The 19650-nt window shown below is 49.0% G+C and carries 22 protein-coding genes; 16 read left to right on the top strand and 6 right to left on the bottom strand.

Annotated features, from left to right (window positions below; genetic code table 11):
* The 5 genes from xylA to NSQ22_RS09920 all read left to right on the top strand — a co-directional run bounded on the left by xylA (nt 1) and on the right by NSQ22_RS09920 (nt 6009).
* Entirely contained in the window at nt 1-1338 is a 1338-nt protein-coding gene (gene xylA / locus NSQ22_RS09940) for a xylose isomerase (protein ID WP_008880082.1), read from the top strand.
* Nucleotides 1339-1352: 14 nt separating this feature from the next.
* Nucleotides 1353-2852, top strand: coding sequence for a xylulokinase (xylB, locus tag NSQ22_RS09935; RefSeq protein ID WP_008880083.1), 1500 nt, complete (start codon nt 1353-1355; stop codon nt 2850-2852).
* Between the two features lie 254 nt (nt 2853-3106).
* Complete coding sequence (locus NSQ22_RS09930) at nt 3107-4141, top strand: nitronate monooxygenase (RefSeq protein WP_339263376.1); 1035 nt, start codon at nt 3107-3109, stop codon at nt 4139-4141.
* Nucleotides 4142-4244: 103 nt separating this feature from the next.
* Complete coding sequence (locus NSQ22_RS09925) at nt 4245-5432, top strand: iron-containing alcohol dehydrogenase (protein ID WP_008880085.1); 1188 nt, start codon at nt 4245-4247, stop codon at nt 5430-5432.
* Nucleotides 5433-5607: 175 nt separating this feature from the next.
* Nucleotides 5608-6009, top strand: coding sequence for a thioesterase family protein (locus NSQ22_RS09920; RefSeq protein ID WP_008880086.1), 402 nt, complete (start codon nt 5608-5610; stop codon nt 6007-6009).
* 232 nt (nt 6010-6241) lie between these two features.
* On the opposite strand, the gene NSQ22_RS09915 is transcribed toward NSQ22_RS09920, so the two are convergent.
* Nucleotides 6242-6376, bottom strand: a complete 135-nt coding sequence (locus tag NSQ22_RS09915; protein WP_008880087.1) for a hypothetical protein — start codon at nt 6374-6376, stop codon at nt 6242-6244.
* Nucleotides 6336-6551: a Fur-regulated basic protein FbpA gene (locus NSQ22_RS09910; RefSeq protein WP_078172629.1), complete on the bottom strand. Its 216-nt coding sequence runs from the start codon at nt 6549-6551 to the stop codon at nt 6336-6338. Before NSQ22_RS09910 ends, NSQ22_RS09915 begins: the two co-directional genes overlap by 41 nt.
* Nucleotides 6552-6732: 181 nt before the next feature.
* Between NSQ22_RS09910 and NSQ22_RS09905 the strand changes: the two genes are divergently transcribed.
* The 6 genes from NSQ22_RS09905 to NSQ22_RS09880 all read left to right on the top strand — a co-directional run bounded on the left by NSQ22_RS09905 (nt 6733) and on the right by NSQ22_RS09880 (nt 11607).
* Nucleotides 6733-7038: a MerR family transcriptional regulator gene (locus NSQ22_RS09905; RefSeq protein ID WP_060475884.1), complete on the top strand. Its 306-nt coding sequence runs from the start codon at nt 6733-6735 to the stop codon at nt 7036-7038.
* A gap of 275 nt (nt 7039-7313) precedes the next feature.
* On the top strand, nt 7314-7625 hold the full coding sequence (locus tag NSQ22_RS09900) for a PTS sugar transporter subunit IIB (protein WP_008880090.1): 312 nt from the start codon (nt 7314-7316) through the stop codon (nt 7623-7625).
* Between the two features lies 1 nt (nt 7626).
* Nucleotides 7627-7959, top strand: coding sequence for a PTS lactose/cellobiose transporter subunit IIA (locus NSQ22_RS09895; RefSeq protein ID WP_029761253.1), 333 nt, complete (start codon nt 7627-7629; stop codon nt 7957-7959).
* Between the two features lie 16 nt (nt 7960-7975).
* Nucleotides 7976-9295, top strand: coding sequence for a PTS cellobiose transporter subunit IIC (celB, locus tag NSQ22_RS09890; protein ID WP_029761255.1), 1320 nt, complete (start codon nt 7976-7978; stop codon nt 9293-9295).
* 26 nt (nt 9296-9321) lie between these two features.
* Nucleotides 9322-10734 (top strand): glycoside hydrolase family 1 protein, encoded by a 1413-nt coding sequence (locus NSQ22_RS09885; RefSeq protein ID WP_029761256.1) that lies wholly within the window; start codon nt 9322-9324, stop codon nt 10732-10734.
* 159 nt (nt 10735-10893) lie between these two features.
* Nucleotides 10894-11607: a GntR family transcriptional regulator gene (locus tag NSQ22_RS09880; protein WP_029761257.1), complete on the top strand. Its 714-nt coding sequence runs from the start codon at nt 10894-10896 to the stop codon at nt 11605-11607.
* A gap of 72 nt (nt 11608-11679) precedes the next feature.
* Here the strand turns inward: NSQ22_RS09880 and NSQ22_RS09875 are convergent, their stop codons facing one another.
* The 3 genes from NSQ22_RS09875 to NSQ22_RS09865 form a co-directional block, all read right to left on the bottom strand.
* Nucleotides 11680-12360, bottom strand: coding sequence for a hypothetical protein (locus NSQ22_RS09875; RefSeq protein ID WP_339264621.1), 681 nt, complete (start codon nt 12358-12360; stop codon nt 11680-11682).
* 44 nt (nt 12361-12404) lie between these two features.
* Complete coding sequence (locus tag NSQ22_RS09870) at nt 12405-13538, bottom strand: IS4-like element IS5377 family transposase (protein WP_015374614.1); 1134 nt, start codon at nt 13536-13538, stop codon at nt 12405-12407.
* An 80-nt stretch (nt 13539-13618) separates the two neighbouring features.
* Entirely contained in the window at nt 13619-14068 is a 450-nt protein-coding gene (locus tag NSQ22_RS09865) for a hypothetical protein (RefSeq protein ID WP_339263373.1), read from the bottom strand.
* Nucleotides 14069-14231: 163 nt separating this feature from the next.
* Here NSQ22_RS09865 and NSQ22_RS09860 point away from each other — a divergent pair, with 163 nt between their 5' ends.
* From NSQ22_RS09860 to NSQ22_RS09850, 3 genes are all read left to right on the top strand, one after another.
* Nucleotides 14232-14807: a hypothetical protein gene (locus NSQ22_RS09860; RefSeq protein WP_008880096.1), complete on the top strand. Its 576-nt coding sequence runs from the start codon at nt 14232-14234 to the stop codon at nt 14805-14807.
* Between the two features lie 60 nt (nt 14808-14867).
* Nucleotides 14868-15722 (top strand): metallophosphoesterase, encoded by an 855-nt coding sequence (locus NSQ22_RS09855; RefSeq protein WP_041264463.1) that lies wholly within the window; start codon nt 14868-14870, stop codon nt 15720-15722.
* A 261-nt stretch (nt 15723-15983) separates the two neighbouring features.
* Nucleotides 15984-16910 carry an endonuclease gene (locus NSQ22_RS09850; protein WP_008880098.1) on the top strand — a complete coding sequence of 309 codons (927 nt, stop codon included), beginning with the start codon at nt 15984-15986 and terminating at the stop codon, nt 16908-16910.
* 188 nt (nt 16911-17098) lie between these two features.
* Here NSQ22_RS09850 and NSQ22_RS09845 read toward each other — a convergent pair whose 3' ends face one another.
* On the bottom strand, nt 17099-18058 hold the full coding sequence (locus tag NSQ22_RS09845) for a bile acid:sodium symporter family protein (RefSeq protein WP_008880099.1): 960 nt from the start codon (nt 18056-18058) through the stop codon (nt 17099-17101).
* 187 nt (nt 18059-18245) lie between these two features.
* Here NSQ22_RS09845 and NSQ22_RS09840 point away from each other — a divergent pair.
* Together NSQ22_RS09840 and NSQ22_RS09835 are read left to right on the top strand one after the other, a co-directional pair.
* A protein-coding gene (locus NSQ22_RS09840; RefSeq protein WP_076611651.1) for an IS630-like element ISBs2 family transposase occupies nt 18246-19291 on the top strand; the annotation gives its coding sequence in 2 pieces (ribosomal slippage) (nt 18246-18749 and nt 18752-19291; 1044 coding nt in all).
* Nucleotides 19292-19428: 137 nt separating this feature from the next.
* Complete coding sequence (locus tag NSQ22_RS09835; RefSeq protein WP_008880100.1) at nt 19429-19650, top strand: FeoA family protein; 222 nt, start codon at nt 19429-19431, stop codon at nt 19648-19650.

Genomic DNA, 19650 nt, shown 5'->3' with positions numbered 1-19650 from the left:
ATGGCTTATTTTCCGAATATCGGCAAGATTGCGTATGAAGGCCCGGAGTCGCGCAATCCGTTCGCGTTTAAGTTTTACAATCCGGAAGAAAAAGTTGGCGGCAAAACGATGGAGGAGCATTTGCGTTTTTCGGTGGCGTATTGGCATACGTTTACGGGGGATGGATCGGATCCGTTTGGCGTTGGCAATATGATTCGTCCGTGGGACAAATACAGCGGCATGGACTTAGCGAAGGCGCGCGTCGAGGCAGCGTTTGAGCTGTTTGAAAAGTTGAACGTTCCGTTTTTCTGCTTCCATGACGTCGACATCGCCCCAGAAGGGGAGACGCTCAGCGAGACGTACAAAAACTTAGACGAAATTGTCGACATGATTGAAGAGTACATGAAAACAAGCAAAACGAAGCTGCTTTGGAATACGGCGAACTTGTTCAGCCATCCGCGCTTCGTTCACGGGGCGGCAACATCGTGCAACGCTGATGTGTTCGCCTATGCGGCGGCGAAAGTGAAGAAAGGGCTGGAGATTGCGAAGCGGCTCGGAGCGGAAAACTACGTGTTTTGGGGCGGCCGCGAAGGATACGAGACGCTGCTGAACACGGACATGAAGCTAGAGCTTGACAATTTGGCCCGCTTCTTCCATATGGCGGTCGACTATGCGAAAGAGATCGGCTTTGATGGTCAGTTTTTAATCGAGCCGAAGCCGAAGGAGCCGACGAAACATCAATACGATTTTGACGTGGCCACGGCGCTAGCATTCTTGCAAACGTACGGGCTCAAGGATTATTTCAAATTCAACATCGAAGCGAACCATGCGACGTTAGCTGGCCATACGTTTGAACATGAACTGCGCGTCGCCCGCATTCACGGCATGCTCGGTTCGGTCGATGCGAACCAAGGCGATATGCTCCTTGGCTGGGACACGGATGAATTCCCGACCGATTTGTATGCGACGACGTTGGCGATGTATGAAATTTTACAAAACGGCGGCCTTGGGCGTGGCGGCTTGAACTTTGACGCGAAAGTGCGGAGAGGCTCGTTTGAACCGGAAGATTTGTTCTACGCTCATATCGCCGGAATGGACAGCTTTGCGATCGGTTTGAAAGTCGCCCATCGCTTGCTGGAAGACCGCGTGTTTGAACAATTCATCGAAGAACGGTATAAAAGCTATACGGAAGGTATCGGCCGCGAGATCGTCGAAGGAACAGCGGACTTCCACAAATTGGAGCAATATGCGTTACAGCTCGGCGAAATTCGTAATACGTCCGGCCGTCTCGAGCGCTTGAAAACGCTGCTGAACCAATACTTGTTGGAAGTCAGCGTGCCGAGTAAAGCCCGCTTGTGAAAGAGGGATGAGCGTTGGAATATGTCATTGGCGTCGATTTAGGAACAAGTGCGGTCAAAGTATTGCTTGTCGACCGAAACGGGCAAGTTAGAGGGGAATGGACCGAGTCCTATCCCCTCTACCAGCCGCATTCCGGATATAGTGAGCAGCGCCCAGACGATTGGGTGGAGAAGACAATTGTAGCGCTGCGCCGCGTTTGGGAGACCGCCGGCATTTCTCCAGAGTCGGTCGTGGGATTGAGTTTCTCCGGGCAAATGCACGGGCTTGTGTTGCTTGATGGTGATGGGAACGTCGTTCGCAACGCGATTTTGTGGAACGACACGCGAACGACAGCTGAGTGCCGGGAAATTGAGGAGAAAGTTGGCAGAAAGGCGCTGCTCGCAACGGCGAAAAATGAGGCGCTCGAAGGGTTTACGCTGCCGAAATTGCTGTGGGTGAAAAAACATGAGCCTCATCTTTACGAGCGGGCGCGAACGTTTTTATTGCCAAAAGATTATGTCCGTTTCCGTTTGACTGGGCACATCGCGATGGACGTATCCGATGCAGCGGGAACGCTATTGCTGGATATCGAAAAGAAAACATGGAGCGAGGAAATTGCACGGGCCGTTGATGTCGATCTTGCCCTTTGTCCGCCGCTTGTCGAGGCAACGGCATTGGTTGGGACGTTGCGGCCAGATGTAGCAGAACAGACCGGGCTGCCGGCATCGGTGAAAGTATTTGCCGGCGGGGCGGACAATGCCTGCGGCGCGGTGGGCGCCGGCATTTTGGCGGAAGGGAAGATGATGTCGAGCATCGGCACATCCGGTGTCGTCTTGGCGTATGAACAAAGCGGTGAAAAAGATTTCGCTGGACGAGTGCATTACTTTAACCATGCCGAACCAGATGCCTACTATATTATGGGTGTCACGTTGGCGGCTGGGTACAGCTTTGACTGGTGGAAGCGGACGTTTGCGGAAGACGTGCCGTTTGCCGAGATTGTAACGCGTGCCGCTGAGTCGCCGATTGGCGCCAACGGCTTGTTGTTTACACCATACCTTGTCGGTGAGCGGACGCCTTATGCCGACGCCGATATTCGCGGGTCGTTCATCGGTGTTGATTCGGCACAGACGAAATGGGATTTTGCCCGTGCGGTTATCGAAGGGATTACGTTTTCACTGAACGAATCGGTTGAGATCATCAAAGCAAGCGGCAAAACGATCGATTCGGTTGTGTCCATTGGCGGTGGGGCGAAAAGCGCCGAGTGGCTGCAAATCCAAGCGGATATTTTCGGCATCCCAGTGGAAAAACTGAAAAACGAACAAGGGCCAGGACTTGGCGCCGCCATGATTGCCGCGTGCGGCGTCGGCTGGTTTGACTCGCTCAACCAATGCGCCGATGCGTTCAAACAAGTCGATGCCGTTGTTGAACCGCAGTCGGATGCCGTTGCGAAGTACAAAGAGCTGTTTTCCATCTATCGAGACGTATATCCACACACAAAAGAGATAGCGAAACGGTTAAAAGCGTTTCGGCCGTGACGACAAAACCTCCCCGAATCAATTGATGGTTTGGGGAGGTTTTTGTTTACTCAGGTAATCAGACAGGCTGACCCGCTAGGTTTGTCCAAGGAGAACTTGAAAGGTGAGAGCGAAACATGGACATTCGAAAAGAATTCGAAAATCTTAGATAGATTGATTGGCTAAGAGAAAGGGATTTTCTGCGCCAAGCACGAAAGAGTAAAGGGGAGTTAACTGAGCTAGGGTGGTTACTTATATGAGGGGAGAGATTAGCTATGTTCTCTACGCTTCCCGTCCCCATTATCCAAGCACCGATGGCAGGAGGGGTGTCAACGCCCGAACTGGCAGCGGCGGTGTCAAATGCCGGAGGGCTTGGATTTTTGGCTGGCGGGTACCAGACGGCGGAGAGGATGAGAACGGAGATTCACAAGCTGCGAACATTGACGGACCGTCCGTTTGGAGTGAATGTGTTTGTGCCAGGGGAAACAACGGTCGATGAAGAGACGCTTAGTCGTTATCGCGCTGTACTGGCGACTGAGGCGGAACGGCTCGGCGCAACAGTCGGAGAGCCGAAATGGGATGACGATGATTGGGAGGCGAAACTCGATGTGCTCCTTAAAGAGCGGGTACCGGTCGTCAGCTTTACGTTTGGTTGCCCGGAAACAGCGGTGATCACTGCCTTGCAAAAGGCTGGGGCGTTTGTAATCGTGACAGTTACATCGGTGGAGGAAGCCCAAATCGCAGCAGAAGCTGGTGCGAATGCCCTTTGTGTGCAAGGGGCAGAAGCGGGTGGTCATCGTGCGTCGTTTCGCAACGATCCGGAAAAAGATGAAGTATTGACGTTGTTCCCGCTGTTGGCCGATGTACACGCGTCGGTTCGTCTCCCGCTTGTGGCGGCGGGTGGGATCATGGATGGGTACGGTATCGCAGCGGCGCTTCAAGCGGGGGCGAGTGCGGTGCAGCTCGGGACAGCGTTTTTACGCTGTCCTGAGAGCGGGGCGCATCCGCTCCATAAACAGGCGCTTGTGGATCCGCGCTTTACCGAAACAGCGGTAACAAGGGCGTTTACCGGCCGGCCGGCGCGCGGGCTGGCGAACCGGTTTATGGCTGAATATAGCGATCTAGCGCCGGCGGCGTATCCGCAAGTGCACCATATGACAAAGCCGATGCGCGCTGCGGCCGCCAAGGTGGGTGACCGAGAGCGGATGGCGCTTTGGGCTGGAGAAGGGTACCGAATGGCGCGAGAACTTCCCGCGGGGGAACTCGTGCGCGAATTGAAGCGGGAGCTCGAGGAGGCACAGGGTCGCTAAATCAATCTTTGCATTCGGCTCTAGAAGAAGAGAAGCGCATTGTGTTGAGCGAGTTTTGGAATGACGCTGTTTAATCAACCAAATAGGAAGGGAGAGGAGAACCATGAGTGTAGCCCGCATTGTCTTTCCGCCGCTCAGCCATGTCGGCTGGGGAGCGCTTGACCAGTTAGTTCCTGAAGTGAAGCGGTTGGGAGCAAAACATATTTTGGTGATTACCGACCCGATGCTTGTGAAGATCGGCCTAGTCGATCAAGTGACGTCCCCGCTCCGTCAAGAAGGGTATAGCGTGCATGTGTATACGGATGTTGTGCCAGAGCCGCCGCTTGAGACAGGGGAAAAGGCAGTGGCGTTTGCCCGCGACGGAAAGTTTGACCTTGTCATCGGTGTTGGTGGTGGCAGCGCGCTGGATTTGGCGAAACTGGCGGCTGTTTTGGCGGTGCATGATGGCTCGGTCGCTGACTATTTAAATTTGACAGGAACGCGAACACTTGAGAAAAAAGGGTTGCCGAAAATTTTGATTCCCACGACATCGGGCACCGGGTCGGAAGTGACAAACATCTCTGTCTTGTCTTTGGAAACGACGAAAGATGTCGTGACGCACGATTACTTATTGGCCGACGTCGCGATCGTTGATCCGCAGCTGACCGTTTCCGTTCCACCGCGGGTAACGGCCGCAACGGGAATTGATGCACTCACCCATGCAGTTGAGGCGTATGTGTCGGTCAATGCGAGCCCAACATCGGATGGATTGGCCGTTGCCGCTATTCGGCTGATTTCACGCTCACTGCGCAAAGCGGTGGCCAACGGTTCGGACAAACAGGCGCGCATTGATATGGCGAACGGCAGTTATTTGGCCGGCTTGGCATTTTTCAACGCCGGGGTAGCCGGTGTGCATGCGCTCGCTTATCCGCTCGGTGGTCAGTTTCATATCGCTCATGGTGAATCGAATGCTGTGCTGTTGCCGTATGTGATGGGCTACATCCGTCAAAGCTGTACGAAGAGAATGGCCGATATTTTCAACGCGCTTGGCGGCAACTCAAGTTTTTTGTCCGAAGTGGAAGCGTCTTATCGGTGCGTCGAGGAACTAGAACGGTTCGTCGCCGATGTCGGCATTCCGAAAACATTGGGGGGATTTGGCATCCCCGAAAGCGCGCTAGAAAGCTTGACGAAAGATGCTGTCCAACAGAAACGTTTGCTTGCCCGCAGTCCGTTGCCGCTGTTGGAAGCCGACATCCGTGCGATTTACGAAGCCGCGTTTGCCGGGACGATCGTAGAGCCGCACAAGGCGTAAACCGTTGGGAAACAGGCGCTGCAAACGGCGCCTGTTTGTTATGTAGATTGAATATATCCTTGCACATTGGGGCCTTCGTTCTGTATGATCTGTTAAACCCATGATTCTTTAAGCAGGAATCCCTATGACATAACGCGAATCAATGGAAGGAAACGGTGGAGGGGGATGGTAGGAGATGTTTACAACGACGATTACGCCGCGTGTGTCGGAAACGGACGGTGTCGGTCATATTAACAATACGACCGTTCCGGTCTGGTTTGAAGCGGGGCGGCATGAAATTTTTAAACTGTTTACGCCGGATTTGTCGTTTCGGCGCTGGCGGATGGTAATCATCCGCATGGAAGTTGACTATGTCAACCAAATGTATTACGGACAAGATGTGACGGTGTACACTGGCGTTGAACGCATCGGCAACACGAGCCTTACGATTTATGAAGAAATTCATCAAAATGGGGTGGTCTGTGCCAAAGGACGGGCAGTGTATGTCAATTTCAATTTTGACACCGGGCGGCCTGAGCCAATTCCTGATGATATTCGAAGAAAATTACGTGAACATCTCTGGCAGCCGGGCGAGTAAATTAGCTGAAAGGAAATAACCCGTGGGAGCAAATGGACAAGAAGCTTGCTTCCTGCTCTATTCCACTGACGATCTCCCGTGAGCAATTTTCAGTGTGAAACGGTCTCCAGTCGCTGAGCTGGAGACCATTTCTTTTTTACATGTCGCGATGAACGATTCTGTAAGTCTATGAAAGACAGATGGCATATTGGCTGGCTCCTTTCGTTCCGGATGGTTGCGGCTGAATGTGTGACTAACGGTTTTGCAAAAAGCGGAGCAGTTCATCAGCTTGGCTGCCAACGAGTGCGATCAGCTGTTCAAACATGGCGTCGCGCTCTAAGTCCAATTCAATGATGCGCTTCGCCAGTTCGAGGGCTTGTTTGTCCATGCCGGCTTCCTCCTTCCGCGTTGTAAGCGGGATTGAATCGTTCATATTCGCGACGCAGTTCGGCCATCGTCCATTGCTCGAGTCGCTCATGGTCGTTAACCAAGCCGGACTGCATGAGCTGTTGAATGTAAAACTGTTTTTGCCGCTGTATGGCGCTTCGCATCCATTTTCCCATTCGATTCCCTCCGTGTTTTTTACCTTTACTATATCATCGCCTTCTTCAGTGTACAGCGAATGTGTTAAGCTCATTTACAAGAAATTCAAAAAATATGTTAATTTTATTTACAAAAGATAACGGATCACATTCATTTTTTATATAATGATGTTAGAAAAAGTTACATTAAAGGGTGAGGAAAATGACGGTGAATCGGCAAGAAGAGAGTTACAAATATAAAAAAGTGATTTCAATCGGTATTGTCAGTGAACTAACCGGATTGTCGCCACGTCAAATCCGATATTATGAGGAGCGGAAACTCGTGTTTCCTGATCGATCGAAAGGAAGTCGCAAATATTCGTTTGCGGATGTTGAGCAGCTCATGAGAATCGCTGATCAGCGCGAGGAAGGCGTATCCACCTATGAAATTCGTCAAGAGATGACCAAAGAATTGCGTGAGCGGATGCTAAAAGGGCAAATGAATGCCCATTTTCGGATGCGTTCGTAAGGAAAGAGTCAAATGCCCAACATCCCCTCTTGCTTTATCATCAGAGAATCGAAAAGACCATCTAATTATACTCGCATGCTATAAAACAACAGCTAGAACATTTAGCGTTTTGCGCGCACAAGAAGGTGAGTGCGCGCTATTTTAGTTGTGGAAATGGGGAAGATGAAAATATTAATCTTTTTAATTAAATGACTAGACAAATATATTTAAATGTATATAATTAAAATTGAAAACGATAACATTTATTTCATTCAATACAAGGGGAGGAATGAATCATGAAACGAATTTTATTGGCATGCAGCGCCGGAATGTCAACGAGCTTATTGGTGACGAAAATGCAGGAATACGTCAAGTCGATTGGTGAAGAGGCAGAGATTTGGGCGGTCGGTCAAGATCAGGCGAAGAAGGAAATGGAGAACGCTGATGTCGTGTTGATTGGCCCGCAAATGAGCTTTTTAAAAGGGGAATTGCAAAAAGAGGCACAAAAATATGGCATTCAAGTGGACGTCATTGATATGGTGGCCTATGGGATGGCGGATGGAAAAAAAGTGTACGAACAAGCGCTGAAATTAATGGAGGAAAAATAAGATGGAAAAAGTGGACATACACCAACTCACGAATGAACAAATTGCTTTTCACATCATTTTGCATAGCGGCAACGCTCGCAGTAAAATTGTCCAAGCTATCCGTGAATACCGCTCAGGCCAAATTGAGGAATCAGAACGATTGATCGAAGAAGCGGAACAAGAGTTAGGTGTCGCGCACGATGTCCATTTTCAACTTATCCAAAAGGAAGCGAGCGGAAAGCCAACAACGATCACCTTGCTTCTTATGCATGCGGAAGACCATGTTATGTCAACGTTGGCGATGAAAGAGATTGTGAAAGAGATGCTTGCTTTGTTAAAGGAGCGGAATATATAAAAAGGAGGGCTGTCAAATGAACGGTGCTTTATTTGAGAAATTGAGCAAAGTGCTCGTTCCGGTCGCTGGAAAGTTGAATAACAGTCGTTATTTGCAAGTGTTGCGTGATGCGTTTATGTTGGCGTTTCCGTTGACGATTTTCGGTTCGATCGCGGTCGTCATCGCCAACTTGCCGTTTTTAGATAAGATCATGAGCGAAAGCAGCCTGAATATGTTAAAAGACATGCTTGGTGTTGCCCCGAATGCGACAATGGGGGTGATGACGGTTTTCGTCGTGTTCGGCATAGGTTATTATTTGTCGAAAAGTTATGAAGTCGAGGGGATTTTTGGCGGCGCGATTGCTTTAGCTTCATTTCTCTTATTGACGCCGTTTGTGGTCCAAATAGAAGGAAAGGAAGCGGTGCAAGGAGTCATTCCGCTTGACCGTCTTGGAGCGAAAGGAATGTTCCTTGGGATGATTACCGCCTTTATCGCTGGGGAAATTTACAGAAAAGTTGTGCAAAAAAACATTACAATTAAAATGCCGGCCGGGGTGCCACCGGCGGTTGCGAAGTCGTTTGCGGCATTAATACCGGCAGTGGTCACCCTGACCTTTTTCCTCGTCGTCAATATTATTGTAACACAAATGTTTCAAACAAACATGCATGATGTGATTTACAACGCTGTACAAGCCCCGCTTGTTGGTCTCGGGAGCGGCATTATTCCAACGTTAGTCGCTATTTTTGTCGCACAAATTTTATGGTTTTTCGGATTGCATGGGCAAATCATCATTAACTCGGTGATGGATCCGATTTGGAACACACTGTCGCTTGAAAACTTAAATGCGTACACACAAACCGGGGAAGTTCCGCATATCGTCAGCAAACAGTTTATTGAAATTTACACGGTCGGGATGGGCGGAACGGGAATGACGCTTGCGGTCATTTTTGCGATATTGCTCTTTATGAAGAGCAAGCAAATGAAGCAGGTAGCTAAGCTTGGGCTCGGACCCGGAATTTTCAATGTCAATGAACCGATCATTTTCGGTTTGCCAATAGTGATGAATCCGCTTGTTATCGTCCCGTGGATTTTGGCGCCAATGATCGTTACGTTGGTCACCTATTTGGCGATGTCCTCAGGGCTTGTGCCGCCTCCAAATGGTGTGGCGGTGCCATGGACCGTGCCGATTTTTATTAACGGTATTATGGCGACAAACTCGCTAGCTGGTGGACTATTGCAATTGGTCAATTTCTTGATTGTGCTCGTCATTTGGTTCCCGTTCTTAAAATTCATTGACCGGATGAACTTGCAAAAGGAGAGAGAAGAGGAACAAGCCTCTGCAAAAAGTGCATCATAACTACGCAGCAAACGAGGTGAATCGCGATGGAACAACAATCGAAGCAGCCAATCACGTACCGCTTCCCTGCCGGTTTTTGGTGGGGAAGCGCGACGTCCGCAACGCAAATGGAAGGGGCAGCCAACGAGGGGGGGAAAGGGAAAAATATTTGGGATCATTGGTATGAAAAGGAGCCACATCGCTTTTTTAACGGCGTCGGCCCGTCAACTACATCAGATTTTTATCACCGCTACAAAGAGGATATTGCTTTGATGAAGGAGATCGGGCATAATTCATTCCGGTTTTCGATTTCATGGTCACGCTTGATTCCAAAGGGAATCGGTGAGGTCAATCCGGAAGCCGTGCGGTTTTACAATGCAGTCATCGATGAACTATTGGCGAGTGGGATCGAGCCATTTGTGAATTTGTATCATTTTGATATGCCGTTAGCACTGCAAAATATCGGAGGTTGGGAAAACCGCGAAGTCGTGGATGCATACGCCCGTTACGCCAGCATTTGTTTTGAGTTGTTCGGGGATCGGGTAAAAAAATGGTTTACCCACAATGAACCGATCGTTCCGGTGGAAGGAGGGTATTTATACGATTTTCATTACCCAAACATCGTAGACTTCCGCCGTGCTGTACAAGTGGCTTACCATACGGTGATTGCCCATGCCAAAGCGGTTGCTGCCTTCCGCAAGGCGGCCATCCAGGGAGGACAGATTGGCATCATTTTGAATTTGACGCCGTCTTACCCGCGCAGCCAGCACCCAGCTGATGTAAAAGCGGCACATATTGCGGATTTGTTGTTTAACCGGAGTTTCTTAGATCCGGCGGTGAAAGGAGAATACCCGCAAGATTTGATTGAACTGTTGGATGAACATGGCTTTTTGCCTGTAACGGAAGCCGGTGATCGCGAGCTGATCAAAGAAAACACGATCGATTTGCTCGGCATCAACTACTATCAACCGCGCCGCGTTAAGGCAAAAGAGCATCTCCCCAACCCGGATGCCCCGTTTTTGCCGGAGCGATTTTTCGATTATTATGCTATGCCTGGACGGAAAATGAATCCGTATCGCGGTTGGGAAATTTATGAAAAAGGCATTTATGATATTTTAATCAATATCAAAGAAAACTATGGAAACATTGAGTGCTTTATTTCTGAAAATGGCATGGGCGTCGAAGGGGAAGATCGGTTTCGTAATGAAAACGGCATGATTGATGACGACTACCGGATTGCTTTCATCCGCGAACATTTAAAATGGGTGCATCGCGCGGTGGAAGAAGGGGTCAATGTGAAAGGCTATCACCTTTGGACGTTTATGGACAACTGGTCGTGGACCAATGCCTATAAAAATCGGTACGGGCTCGTCGCGGTTGATTTGGACAACGGCTTGAAGCGAACGATCAAAAAAAGTGGCTATTGGTTTAAAACAGTCGCGGAAAACAACGGATTTTGAATGAAGGAAAAGGCGTCCCGGGGCAGCGGGGCGCCTTTTCTAGATTGAATGGATGAGGCAGCGTGAAAAGAGGGATGAGGGGGAAAGTCACACTGGCTATTGTGTAAACAGATGATTGTTCGTACAATGAAGATAAGATAATGGCGAGGGATGAAAATGATGCCAAAGTATGAACAAATTTCAAATGAAATACGTAGGCGAATTAAAGAGGGGATGTATTCTCTAGACGAGCCGATTCCTGATGAAATCTCGCTCGCTGAGGAGTTTGGCTGCAGCCGGATGACTGTAAAACGAGCACTTGATGTGCTTGTGTCCGAAGGGCTGTTGTATCGAAAGCGCGGTCATGGCACATTTATTGTGAAATCCGCGATGCTTAACGGGCTAGTGAACGTTGTCAGCAACGAAACGCTCGGCTTAACGAGCTTATTGGAAGGACGAAAGGTGACAAGCCATATTATCACCTTTGAAGTGTTGTTTCCCACTGATGAGGTGGCTTCGCATTTGTGTATTGATGCAAACACACCGGTGTATCACTTAATCCGACTGCGCAAGGTCGATGGGGAGCCGTACGTCATTGAACGGACGTATATGCCTGTCCATTTGATTTCGGGACTCAATGAAACGGTGCTTCATGGCTCGATTTATCATTACATTACTCATGAGCTTGGGTTAACCATTGCCGGATCGCACCGAAAGATTCGTGCCGATAAACCGAACGAGCTTGATCGGCAATACTTGCAATGCGCGCCCGATGATCCTGTGTTGGAATTGGAGCAGGTTGGCTTTTTAAACAACGGCAAACCGTTTGAATATTCGTTTTCCCGCCATCGGTATGATAAGTTCGTGTTTGTCACCGTCAGCACCCGTCGCTAAAAGGCGTCTGCCCAGCTGCTTTGAGGCAGGCGCCTTTTTCTATATATGGAAGAGGCGGTGAAGCCAAAGCGGTTACGACTTTTGCCGGGACGGCACGGCCGCTAAAAAGCGCTCGTAAATGACAAGCGCCGGATCGGCTGGGGAGAGTGCGCGGTGATAGTCGTCCATCTTGGCAAGGCAGCGGACAAGAGTTGGCGAGTGTAGCATGGAGATGATAGCTTCCGACAGTGACGGGAGTGAGCGCCAATGGCGGAAATCGAAAACGAGCCCGTCGTCGCACAAGAGACGAAAGTTGATTTCCTCCTGCCCAGGCAACATCGCATAAATAAACGTTGGTTTTCGCTTGCAAAGGCATTCGCTTAAGGTGACGCCGCCTGGCTTTGTGAGTACAAAATCGACTTCGTCATAAAGCGCACTCATTGCCGCAGGAGATGAAATGTAACGGAGCGGAAGGAGGCGCGGATGGTTTTTCTTCTTCAACCGCTCATACAGCTGTTCGTTTGTGCCGCATAACACATAATAGTCAACCGGATCATCCGGTGCGATTTTACTTAAAAGCCGTTCCCAATCGCCAAGACCTAGGCTGCCGCCGCTAATGAGCCCGGTGTAGCGGGAACGCGCCGCCGGTGCCGCCGACCGGACGGAAAACACTGGGTGAACGGGAATGCCGGTAACGACGATCCGCTCGCTTGTTACTCCTTTTTCTTCTAGTTTTGCCTTCATGGCCGGATGACCGACAAAATGGACATCAATGGCTGTTTTTCCCCATAAATTATGGACAAAATCACGAGTGTTGATTATCCAAAATTAGACATACGCCTTCCATAAATTTGGGCATACTCAAACAAAGCAGCGGCCATCCCGGATTTCCAATCGAGAGGAAGCTGCCCAGAGAAAAAACGGCGAACGAACGAAATGAAGGAAAGAGAGACGTTCGTCTGTTTTTTGGTTTGATCATACAGCCATCGCAGCAACACATACGCGATGAACGCCGCAAACAGTTGGTTGTATACCGCATTTTCCGTCGTGCCAAACAAGGTCGGGACATTCAGATATTGCTTCACCCAACGGAAAAAGACCTCAACAGTCCAACGTTGTTGGTACATGTCGGCAATGGTTTCCGCAGACGCATGGAAGAGGTTCGTCACGACCCGAATGTCGCGGCCATTCGCATCTCGAAAGATCACCACCCGGTGACGCTTGGTGGAGCGGCATTGTTTCGTCCCCAACTGGCACGTGAAGTCGGCTTGAACCGATGAGGATGTGCTGGAAAGGCGTTTCAAGCTTTTTTTCTGATGAAGTTCGATGTTGTCCTTCATCCGAATGACAAAGAGCTGATGCTGCTCCACAAATCGATCGAGGCGTTCGATTTTGAAATACGCCCGGTCTTCCACCAGCACTTGTTGAGCGTTCGTCAACTGTTCTCCCACCGGGCCATCATGACGCAGTCCGATGGTTTCCACCACGTCTGCCGGCAACGAGGATTCCGGCGAATACGCGACGTGCAGCTTCACTCCGGCGCGTTCGCCGTGATACGGCGCCCATGGCAGGCGGTTTTTCCCGACCGTGACGGTCGTCGAATCCACCACCCGAAGCGGTTTGGGAAACCGAAGCGAGCGGCGGGTTTGGCGGTTGCACTTGGAAATGATCAACGCCAACAAGCGTTTCATGATGTCATAGGGAACTTCTTTCGCTTTCTTGGATACAGTTGAATAATGGAATCGCGGCAATCCATACAGAGGCCCCACATCGGCTCCGTGGCGAAAGCTTTTCCATTGATGCATGGCGGCCAGCAGGAAGAAGTGAATCAACTCGCGCAACGTAAAGGTTCGAGACGAATCACGATACCCAACCGCTTCGGCAATCAGTTGAATCTCTTCATCCGAAACAAGTTTTTGCATCAAATTCGGGAGTGTGGTATGCTTGTTCATAGAGAGCACCTCCTGGGTTTGTTTGTGTCGCTACTCACATTCTACAGGAAAGGTGCTCTTTTTTCTATACCCTTTGGATTTTATTGGATAATCAACACGCCTGGGACAAAATAATCAGTATACACGTTGACGACGGGAACATCGATTTCCCCACGTTGCTTAAGAAGGTCGAGCAAATATGATGGAAACGCATGAGTACAGACAATCAGCGCCGGCGTTAGGCGACGGATCAGTTGTTTCAGATGGCCGCCAAACAGCCACTCATAAGGTGGGAAGGACGGCGGTTTGGATGAGGGATGCAAAACGGAACGACGATAGGCGATGCTGTATGCTTTAGGAACATGACGAATGCAGCGCAAATAGAGGCGGGAAATCCACTGTTCTTTGGCGCCAAGTCGCGAGGAAAGCAATTCGATTTTTTCGCACTTCACGGCGCGATCGATGGACCGCAACCCTTCCACCAGCGCCTCAGCAACCCGATGATGGCCGGACGGAAGCTGAAGTAGCGGGAGAAAAAGCACTGTTGTCATGATAATCACAACCTAGGCGAAAATTTGGAGTTTGATTTCAGTATGTGCGGCCCACGACCGGTTATGCGCCGGCGTGATGCGCCTTTTTTCCCCATTTATAATGTGTCGGCAAATGTTCCAAAATGTTAATACATAAGATATGAGATAAAGGAAGGATGCAGGCATGAAGGAAAAAGCGGTCGAATGTTTGTTGGCGATGTGGGGAATCATCGATCCGATTTATTACGCCTGTTCTCGACTCGAATACGCTGGTGAAGCGCAGGATGGACGCCGTTCCATTTTCCGCGTCCGCCCGCTCCAATACAAAGGGGAGACGATCCATCTTTCGGACGGAACGACGATTGCGGCGAATGATTGGCTGTTGAAAATTCATCTCCACAACGTCCGGCTCGTGCGTGAACTGTTTCGATATGACAGTGACATTAAAAAAGGGCGCTATATTCTTGAACAAGTCAAATCCGGCTTGCCGTATGTCGCCTACCATCTTTATCACCATAAACATTCTGAACGGATGAAAGGGATTATTGGTATTACAATGTTAAACAAAGGATGCGAACGGCTCGGATTTGAAACGGTGGATATTGCCAATCCGTTGTATCGTTGGTTCAAAACAATGGCGCTCGTGCCGATGATGGCGGTGGCTCGACCTGGGTTGTCGCCATTTGGCCGTCCGCCAAAATATTTGTTGATGTCGAAAGAAAAGCTGTTTTCCTTATACGGTTACCATCTTATCCACTAACTCCCTCTTTCTTCTCTCCTCCGTTTCACTATAATGGTTATCGAGGGAGGAGAGAAGACAATGGCGTTCTTGTTGATCATTCTATCATTCTTTTTGTTGTTGGCTTTTGGTCTGCGAAAAGCACACCGCAACACGTATGAAGCGGTTTTGCATAAAATTCAGGTCGGCAGCCCGGAGGATGGGAACGGTGCTATCCGCATTTTACAGCTGTCTGACCTTCATTTAGAAAAGTTATCCATTTCTCCGGACGATTTATACGAAAAGCTTAGAGGGGAACCGATTGATTTCATTGCTTTGACCGGTGATTTCCTAGACCGTGAAGCGAGCATTCCTAAGCTCGGTCCGTATTTGACGGCATTGAAAAAGTTGCAGCCAGCTTATGGCATGTATGCGGTGTTCGGCAACCATGATTACGTGCTTCAAGGCGAGCCGTTTGAGCGTTTGAAGGCGACGCTTGAGGAGCATGGCTGCATCGTGCTGCAAAACGAAATGAAGACGATTACAGTTCACGGTCAAACCGTTAATATTATCGGCATTGATGATTTTTACACGAGACGCAGCAATATGAAAAAGGCGTACGCCGGCGTGAAAGACGGCATCAACATAGTATTGACGCACGATCCAGACATCGTTCCGCATATGGGTGCCTACCATTTTGATTATTTGCTTTCCGGTCATTTCCATGGCGGGCAAATTCATTGGCCTAAGCCGTACCATTTGGCAAAAATGAGTAAAACGCTCACCAAGCGGAACATGATTAAAGGCTATCATGAATGGGAAGGAAAGCCGTTTTATATTAATGAAGGGCTCGGGCAAACCGGAGTGAACATCCGGGTTGGTTCAAAGCCGGAAGTGACCCTTCACTTGTTGTCGTTACCGTCTGTTGCGCAAAGCGAAACAGTCAAAGCTGTCTAAAAGGCAGCTTTTTATTTTTTTTGGACCGATTTCATAAACGTGCGACAAGGCGAATCGTTCCTTAGCATGACCGTAGTTCTGATCATGAAAGCCCCGCAGATGTCGCTAGAGCAAATCGTTTCGCCATTAGGGAGATTCGAATCCAGTCGTCTATGTATGAAGGTGATCGTGTCGTTCATCGCTGTTTCTTTTTGGTTAGTCATGTTGCGGTCATCCCCCCTTCCCATGGTAAACTAAAGGAAAAGAAAGAGGGGAACAGCGATGGGAGAGGCGGAACGACAGCTTAATGAGCTTCGCCAATGGCAAATGGATGATGCTGTGGCGCAGCTTGAGCATCTGAACGAGCGACTTGCTTTGGAAGACGCGTATTATCGCGCCGAAGAAGACCGACAGGCGCGCGAACGGTATTACCGTTATGTACCGTTTGATGGGGACGGATTGATGCTGTTTGTCCGTTACCACGAGCTGGTGGCGCACACCCATAAGCGACGGTTGCCGTATTTTTTCAGCAAAGACGAGTATTTGTACACATGGGTTGACTTGCAGCCGGATGGGACGGTGCGCAGTTTGTATTCCGGCGAGCGAAAAGATCCGAAAACGTTGATTGTCCAAGATGTCGAAACGATGAAACGACGTTACGATGAGTTTCGCCAACTATTAAAAAAAGCGAAACATGGGCCGGGTGATGTACGCGAGCGAGTGAAAACGATCGAGAAGCAATGGAAATTTAATGCTGAGCATGTCGTGCCGCAGTCATGGTTCGGTGCCCGTGAACCGATGAAAGGCGATTTGCATCATTTATTCGTTTGCCAGCCGGAATGCAATACGCTTCGGTCGAACTTCCCGTACGCTGATTTTCCATTTTACAATCCGGAAGATCCAGGCGAGCAGATCCAGAACCGATGCGGCGTCGCCCATAACGGTTATTTCGAGCCGGAGTACGGCAAAGGGACGGCGGCACGGGCGATGTTGTATTTTTTGCTCCGTTACCCGAAGGCGATTGAGAAATCGTTTCGGCGTAAAATCGACATTCCACTTCTTGTCCGGTGGCACGAGCAATTCCCACCGACGGTATATGAATACCATCGCAACAGCGCCATTTTTTTCATTCAAGGCAACCGAAATCCGTTCATCGATTTTCCTGAATTGGCTAGGCGGATCGTGTTTCCGTTTGAACGGATGTTATAAAACGAAGGTGAAGGCGGATGTCCGCCTTTTCGTTTTTTTTAACGTGTACATGATTGTCAAAGAAACGTTAGACCGCTGGTGGCGAGAAGGAACGTGAGCGGTGGCGGGCATAAAAAAGCTGTCTCCGAAAGATGGTCGTTCATTTCAGGAGACAGCTTTTTCCTTGCTGCTAGACAAAGTGTGAGAAGTTAAGTGGAAATCGTTTTGTCATTCGCTGTTTGGTGGTTTGCTTGTTTGCGGAAGTATGTCGCGACGATCGGACCAGAAATATTGTGCCAGACGCTGAAAAGGGCGCTCGGAACGGCAGCGAGCGGCGAAAAATGGGCGGTCGCCAAGGCCGCACCAAGTCCAGAGTTTTGCATGCCAACTTCGATGGAAATCGCTTTTTGCTTTGGCGGCGACAGGCGAAACAGTTTGGCAAACCAGTACCCAATCAACAAGCCCAACCCGTTATGGGCAACGACAATAAGAAAAATAAGGAGTCCGCTTTTGGCAATGGCTGCTTGGTTTTGTCCGACGACGGCAGCGACGATAGCAACGATGGCGATGACAGAAACGAGCGGCAATGCCGGGATGCACGCTTTTACTTGCTTTTGGAAAAGTGTTTGCGCGATAAGTCCTAAAAGAATCGGAATCAGTACGACTTTGACGATCGACCAAAATAAAGCGGCAGCGGATACGGACAGCCATTTCCCGGCTAAAAGCAAAATGAGTGAAGGCGTCAAAATCGGCGCTAAAATCGTAGACACAGAGGTGACGGCAACCGACAGCGCCGTATCTCCTTTCGCCAAGTATGTCATGACGTTGGATGCCGTTCCGCCCGGGCAACAGCCGACTAAAATAATGCCGAGCGCCACTTCGCGCGAAACCGGCAAAAAGTAGGCGAGCAAAAACGCAATGAGCGGCATGATGAGAAATTGGGCAATGACGCCGATGAGCACATCCAGCGGGCGCTTGAATACTTCTTTGAAATCGTTCGCCGACAGCGTCAACCCCATGCCAAACATCACAATCCCCAAGAGCGGCACAATATACGGGGCGATCCACGTAAACGCGCTTGGAACGAAAAAGGCAAGTGCGCCGAAGAGAAGCACCCAAATCGCAAACGTATTGCCGACAAAGTTGCTGATTCTCCCGATTGTGTTCACTGCATTTCCTCCTTGAGCAAAGATGGGAAAGATATACAAGAAATTATATATATTTTTTCGAAAAGTTCAACTAATCTTGCAGAGAATTTTGAAAAAATGTTGACAATATATATAAATTGAAATAAAGGTTTTCTCCCGTTCCACGGCGAATAAATACAAAGAGAAAATAGGGGAACGGAGAGAAAATATGATGCCAAATCACAAAGACGAGATCGAAAAGTTGTCCACTGCCATGAAAGAAGCAAAAAGTAAACGAGCATATGAACGCTACCAAGCGATTTATCTTCATTTGCAGGGATATACCAAAGGAGAAATCGCAACGATTATTGGTCGATCCAAGAAAACTATTTATAACTATATTCATGCCTACGCCCAGCGCGGTCTTGATGGACTGGAGATGAAATACTCACCTGGCGCCCCACGTCGATTGACCCCTGAGCAGGAAAAAGAGCTGGCTTTGATCATTGAACATCAGCTCCCCGTAGATGTGGGATTCGAAGCAAAATATAATTGGACGCTTGCGATAATCGCTGAACTCATTCAACAAAAGTGGGGGCCAACATACACGCTTCGCGGAACAAGTGACATTCTGCATCGGTTAGGGCTAAGCTATACGAAACCGACCTATACACTAGCCAATGCCGATGAAGAGAAACAAAAAGAATTCGTCGAAATCACCTTCCCTGAAGTAAAAAAAAACTGGTAGATGGGAACATCGCCCATGTCCTCTTTCAAGATGAGTCGATGATTCGTGATTACCAAGCGATTCAAAAAACATGGTTTGTCAAAGGAAAACAACGAATCATTCCGACGTTTGGAAAACATCAAGGGCTGAAGCTGATTGGCACGTTGAACTACGAAACAGGGGAAGTGTTTTGCATCGAAGAAGAATGCTATGACGCGGAAACATTTCTTCGATTTCTTCAACTTGTGTTAGAACGCTATCCCACAGGCAAAATAGTGATGATTTTAGATAACGCTCGAATTCACCATGCCAAACTCATTCAGCCATTTTTAAAAGAACACGAAGATCGGTTAGAGCTCGTCTTTTTGCCACCATACAGTCCGCAATTGAACTTGATTGAAGGGCTATGGAAATGGCTGAAATCAGACGTGATTTACAACGTGTTCTATTCGAGTGTGCAAGAAATTAGAAAGAATGTCCAAGCCTTTATTCAGCGAATCAACCAGAAACCAGAACAAACGATCGATCGTTTGTGTGTTCAGTTGTAAATCTTTAATTCAACTTATATAGAATGATTGTGAAAAAAGTCACTTCCTTTTTCTTTGGTTATGCTATGATAGGAATTGAGAAAAAGAATCATTCTTGACACAAATGAGAATAGACAGGGAAATAGGGGGAAAAGACGATGGTGCTGACCGATTTGCATAAAGGAGAAACGGCGGTCGTTGTCCGCTTGGCCGTTGAGCATGAGGCACTGAAACAGCGTCTTCTTCATCTAGGGGTTAAAGAAGGAAAAATGGTGCGGGTGAAAGCCGCGATGCCGTTTGGCGGCCCGGTAATGGTTGAAGTCGATGGGCAGGCAATCGGCTTACGGCGCAAAGAGGCGTCATCGATTGAGGTGAAATAA

This window comes from Geobacillus sp. FSL K6-3411 (assembly GCF_037965715.1).
GTDB classification, from domain to species: domain Bacteria; phylum Bacillota; class Bacilli; order Bacillales; family Anoxybacillaceae; genus Geobacillus; species Geobacillus thermodenitrificans.
This window is presented reverse-complemented; position numbering and strand designations above follow the sequence as displayed.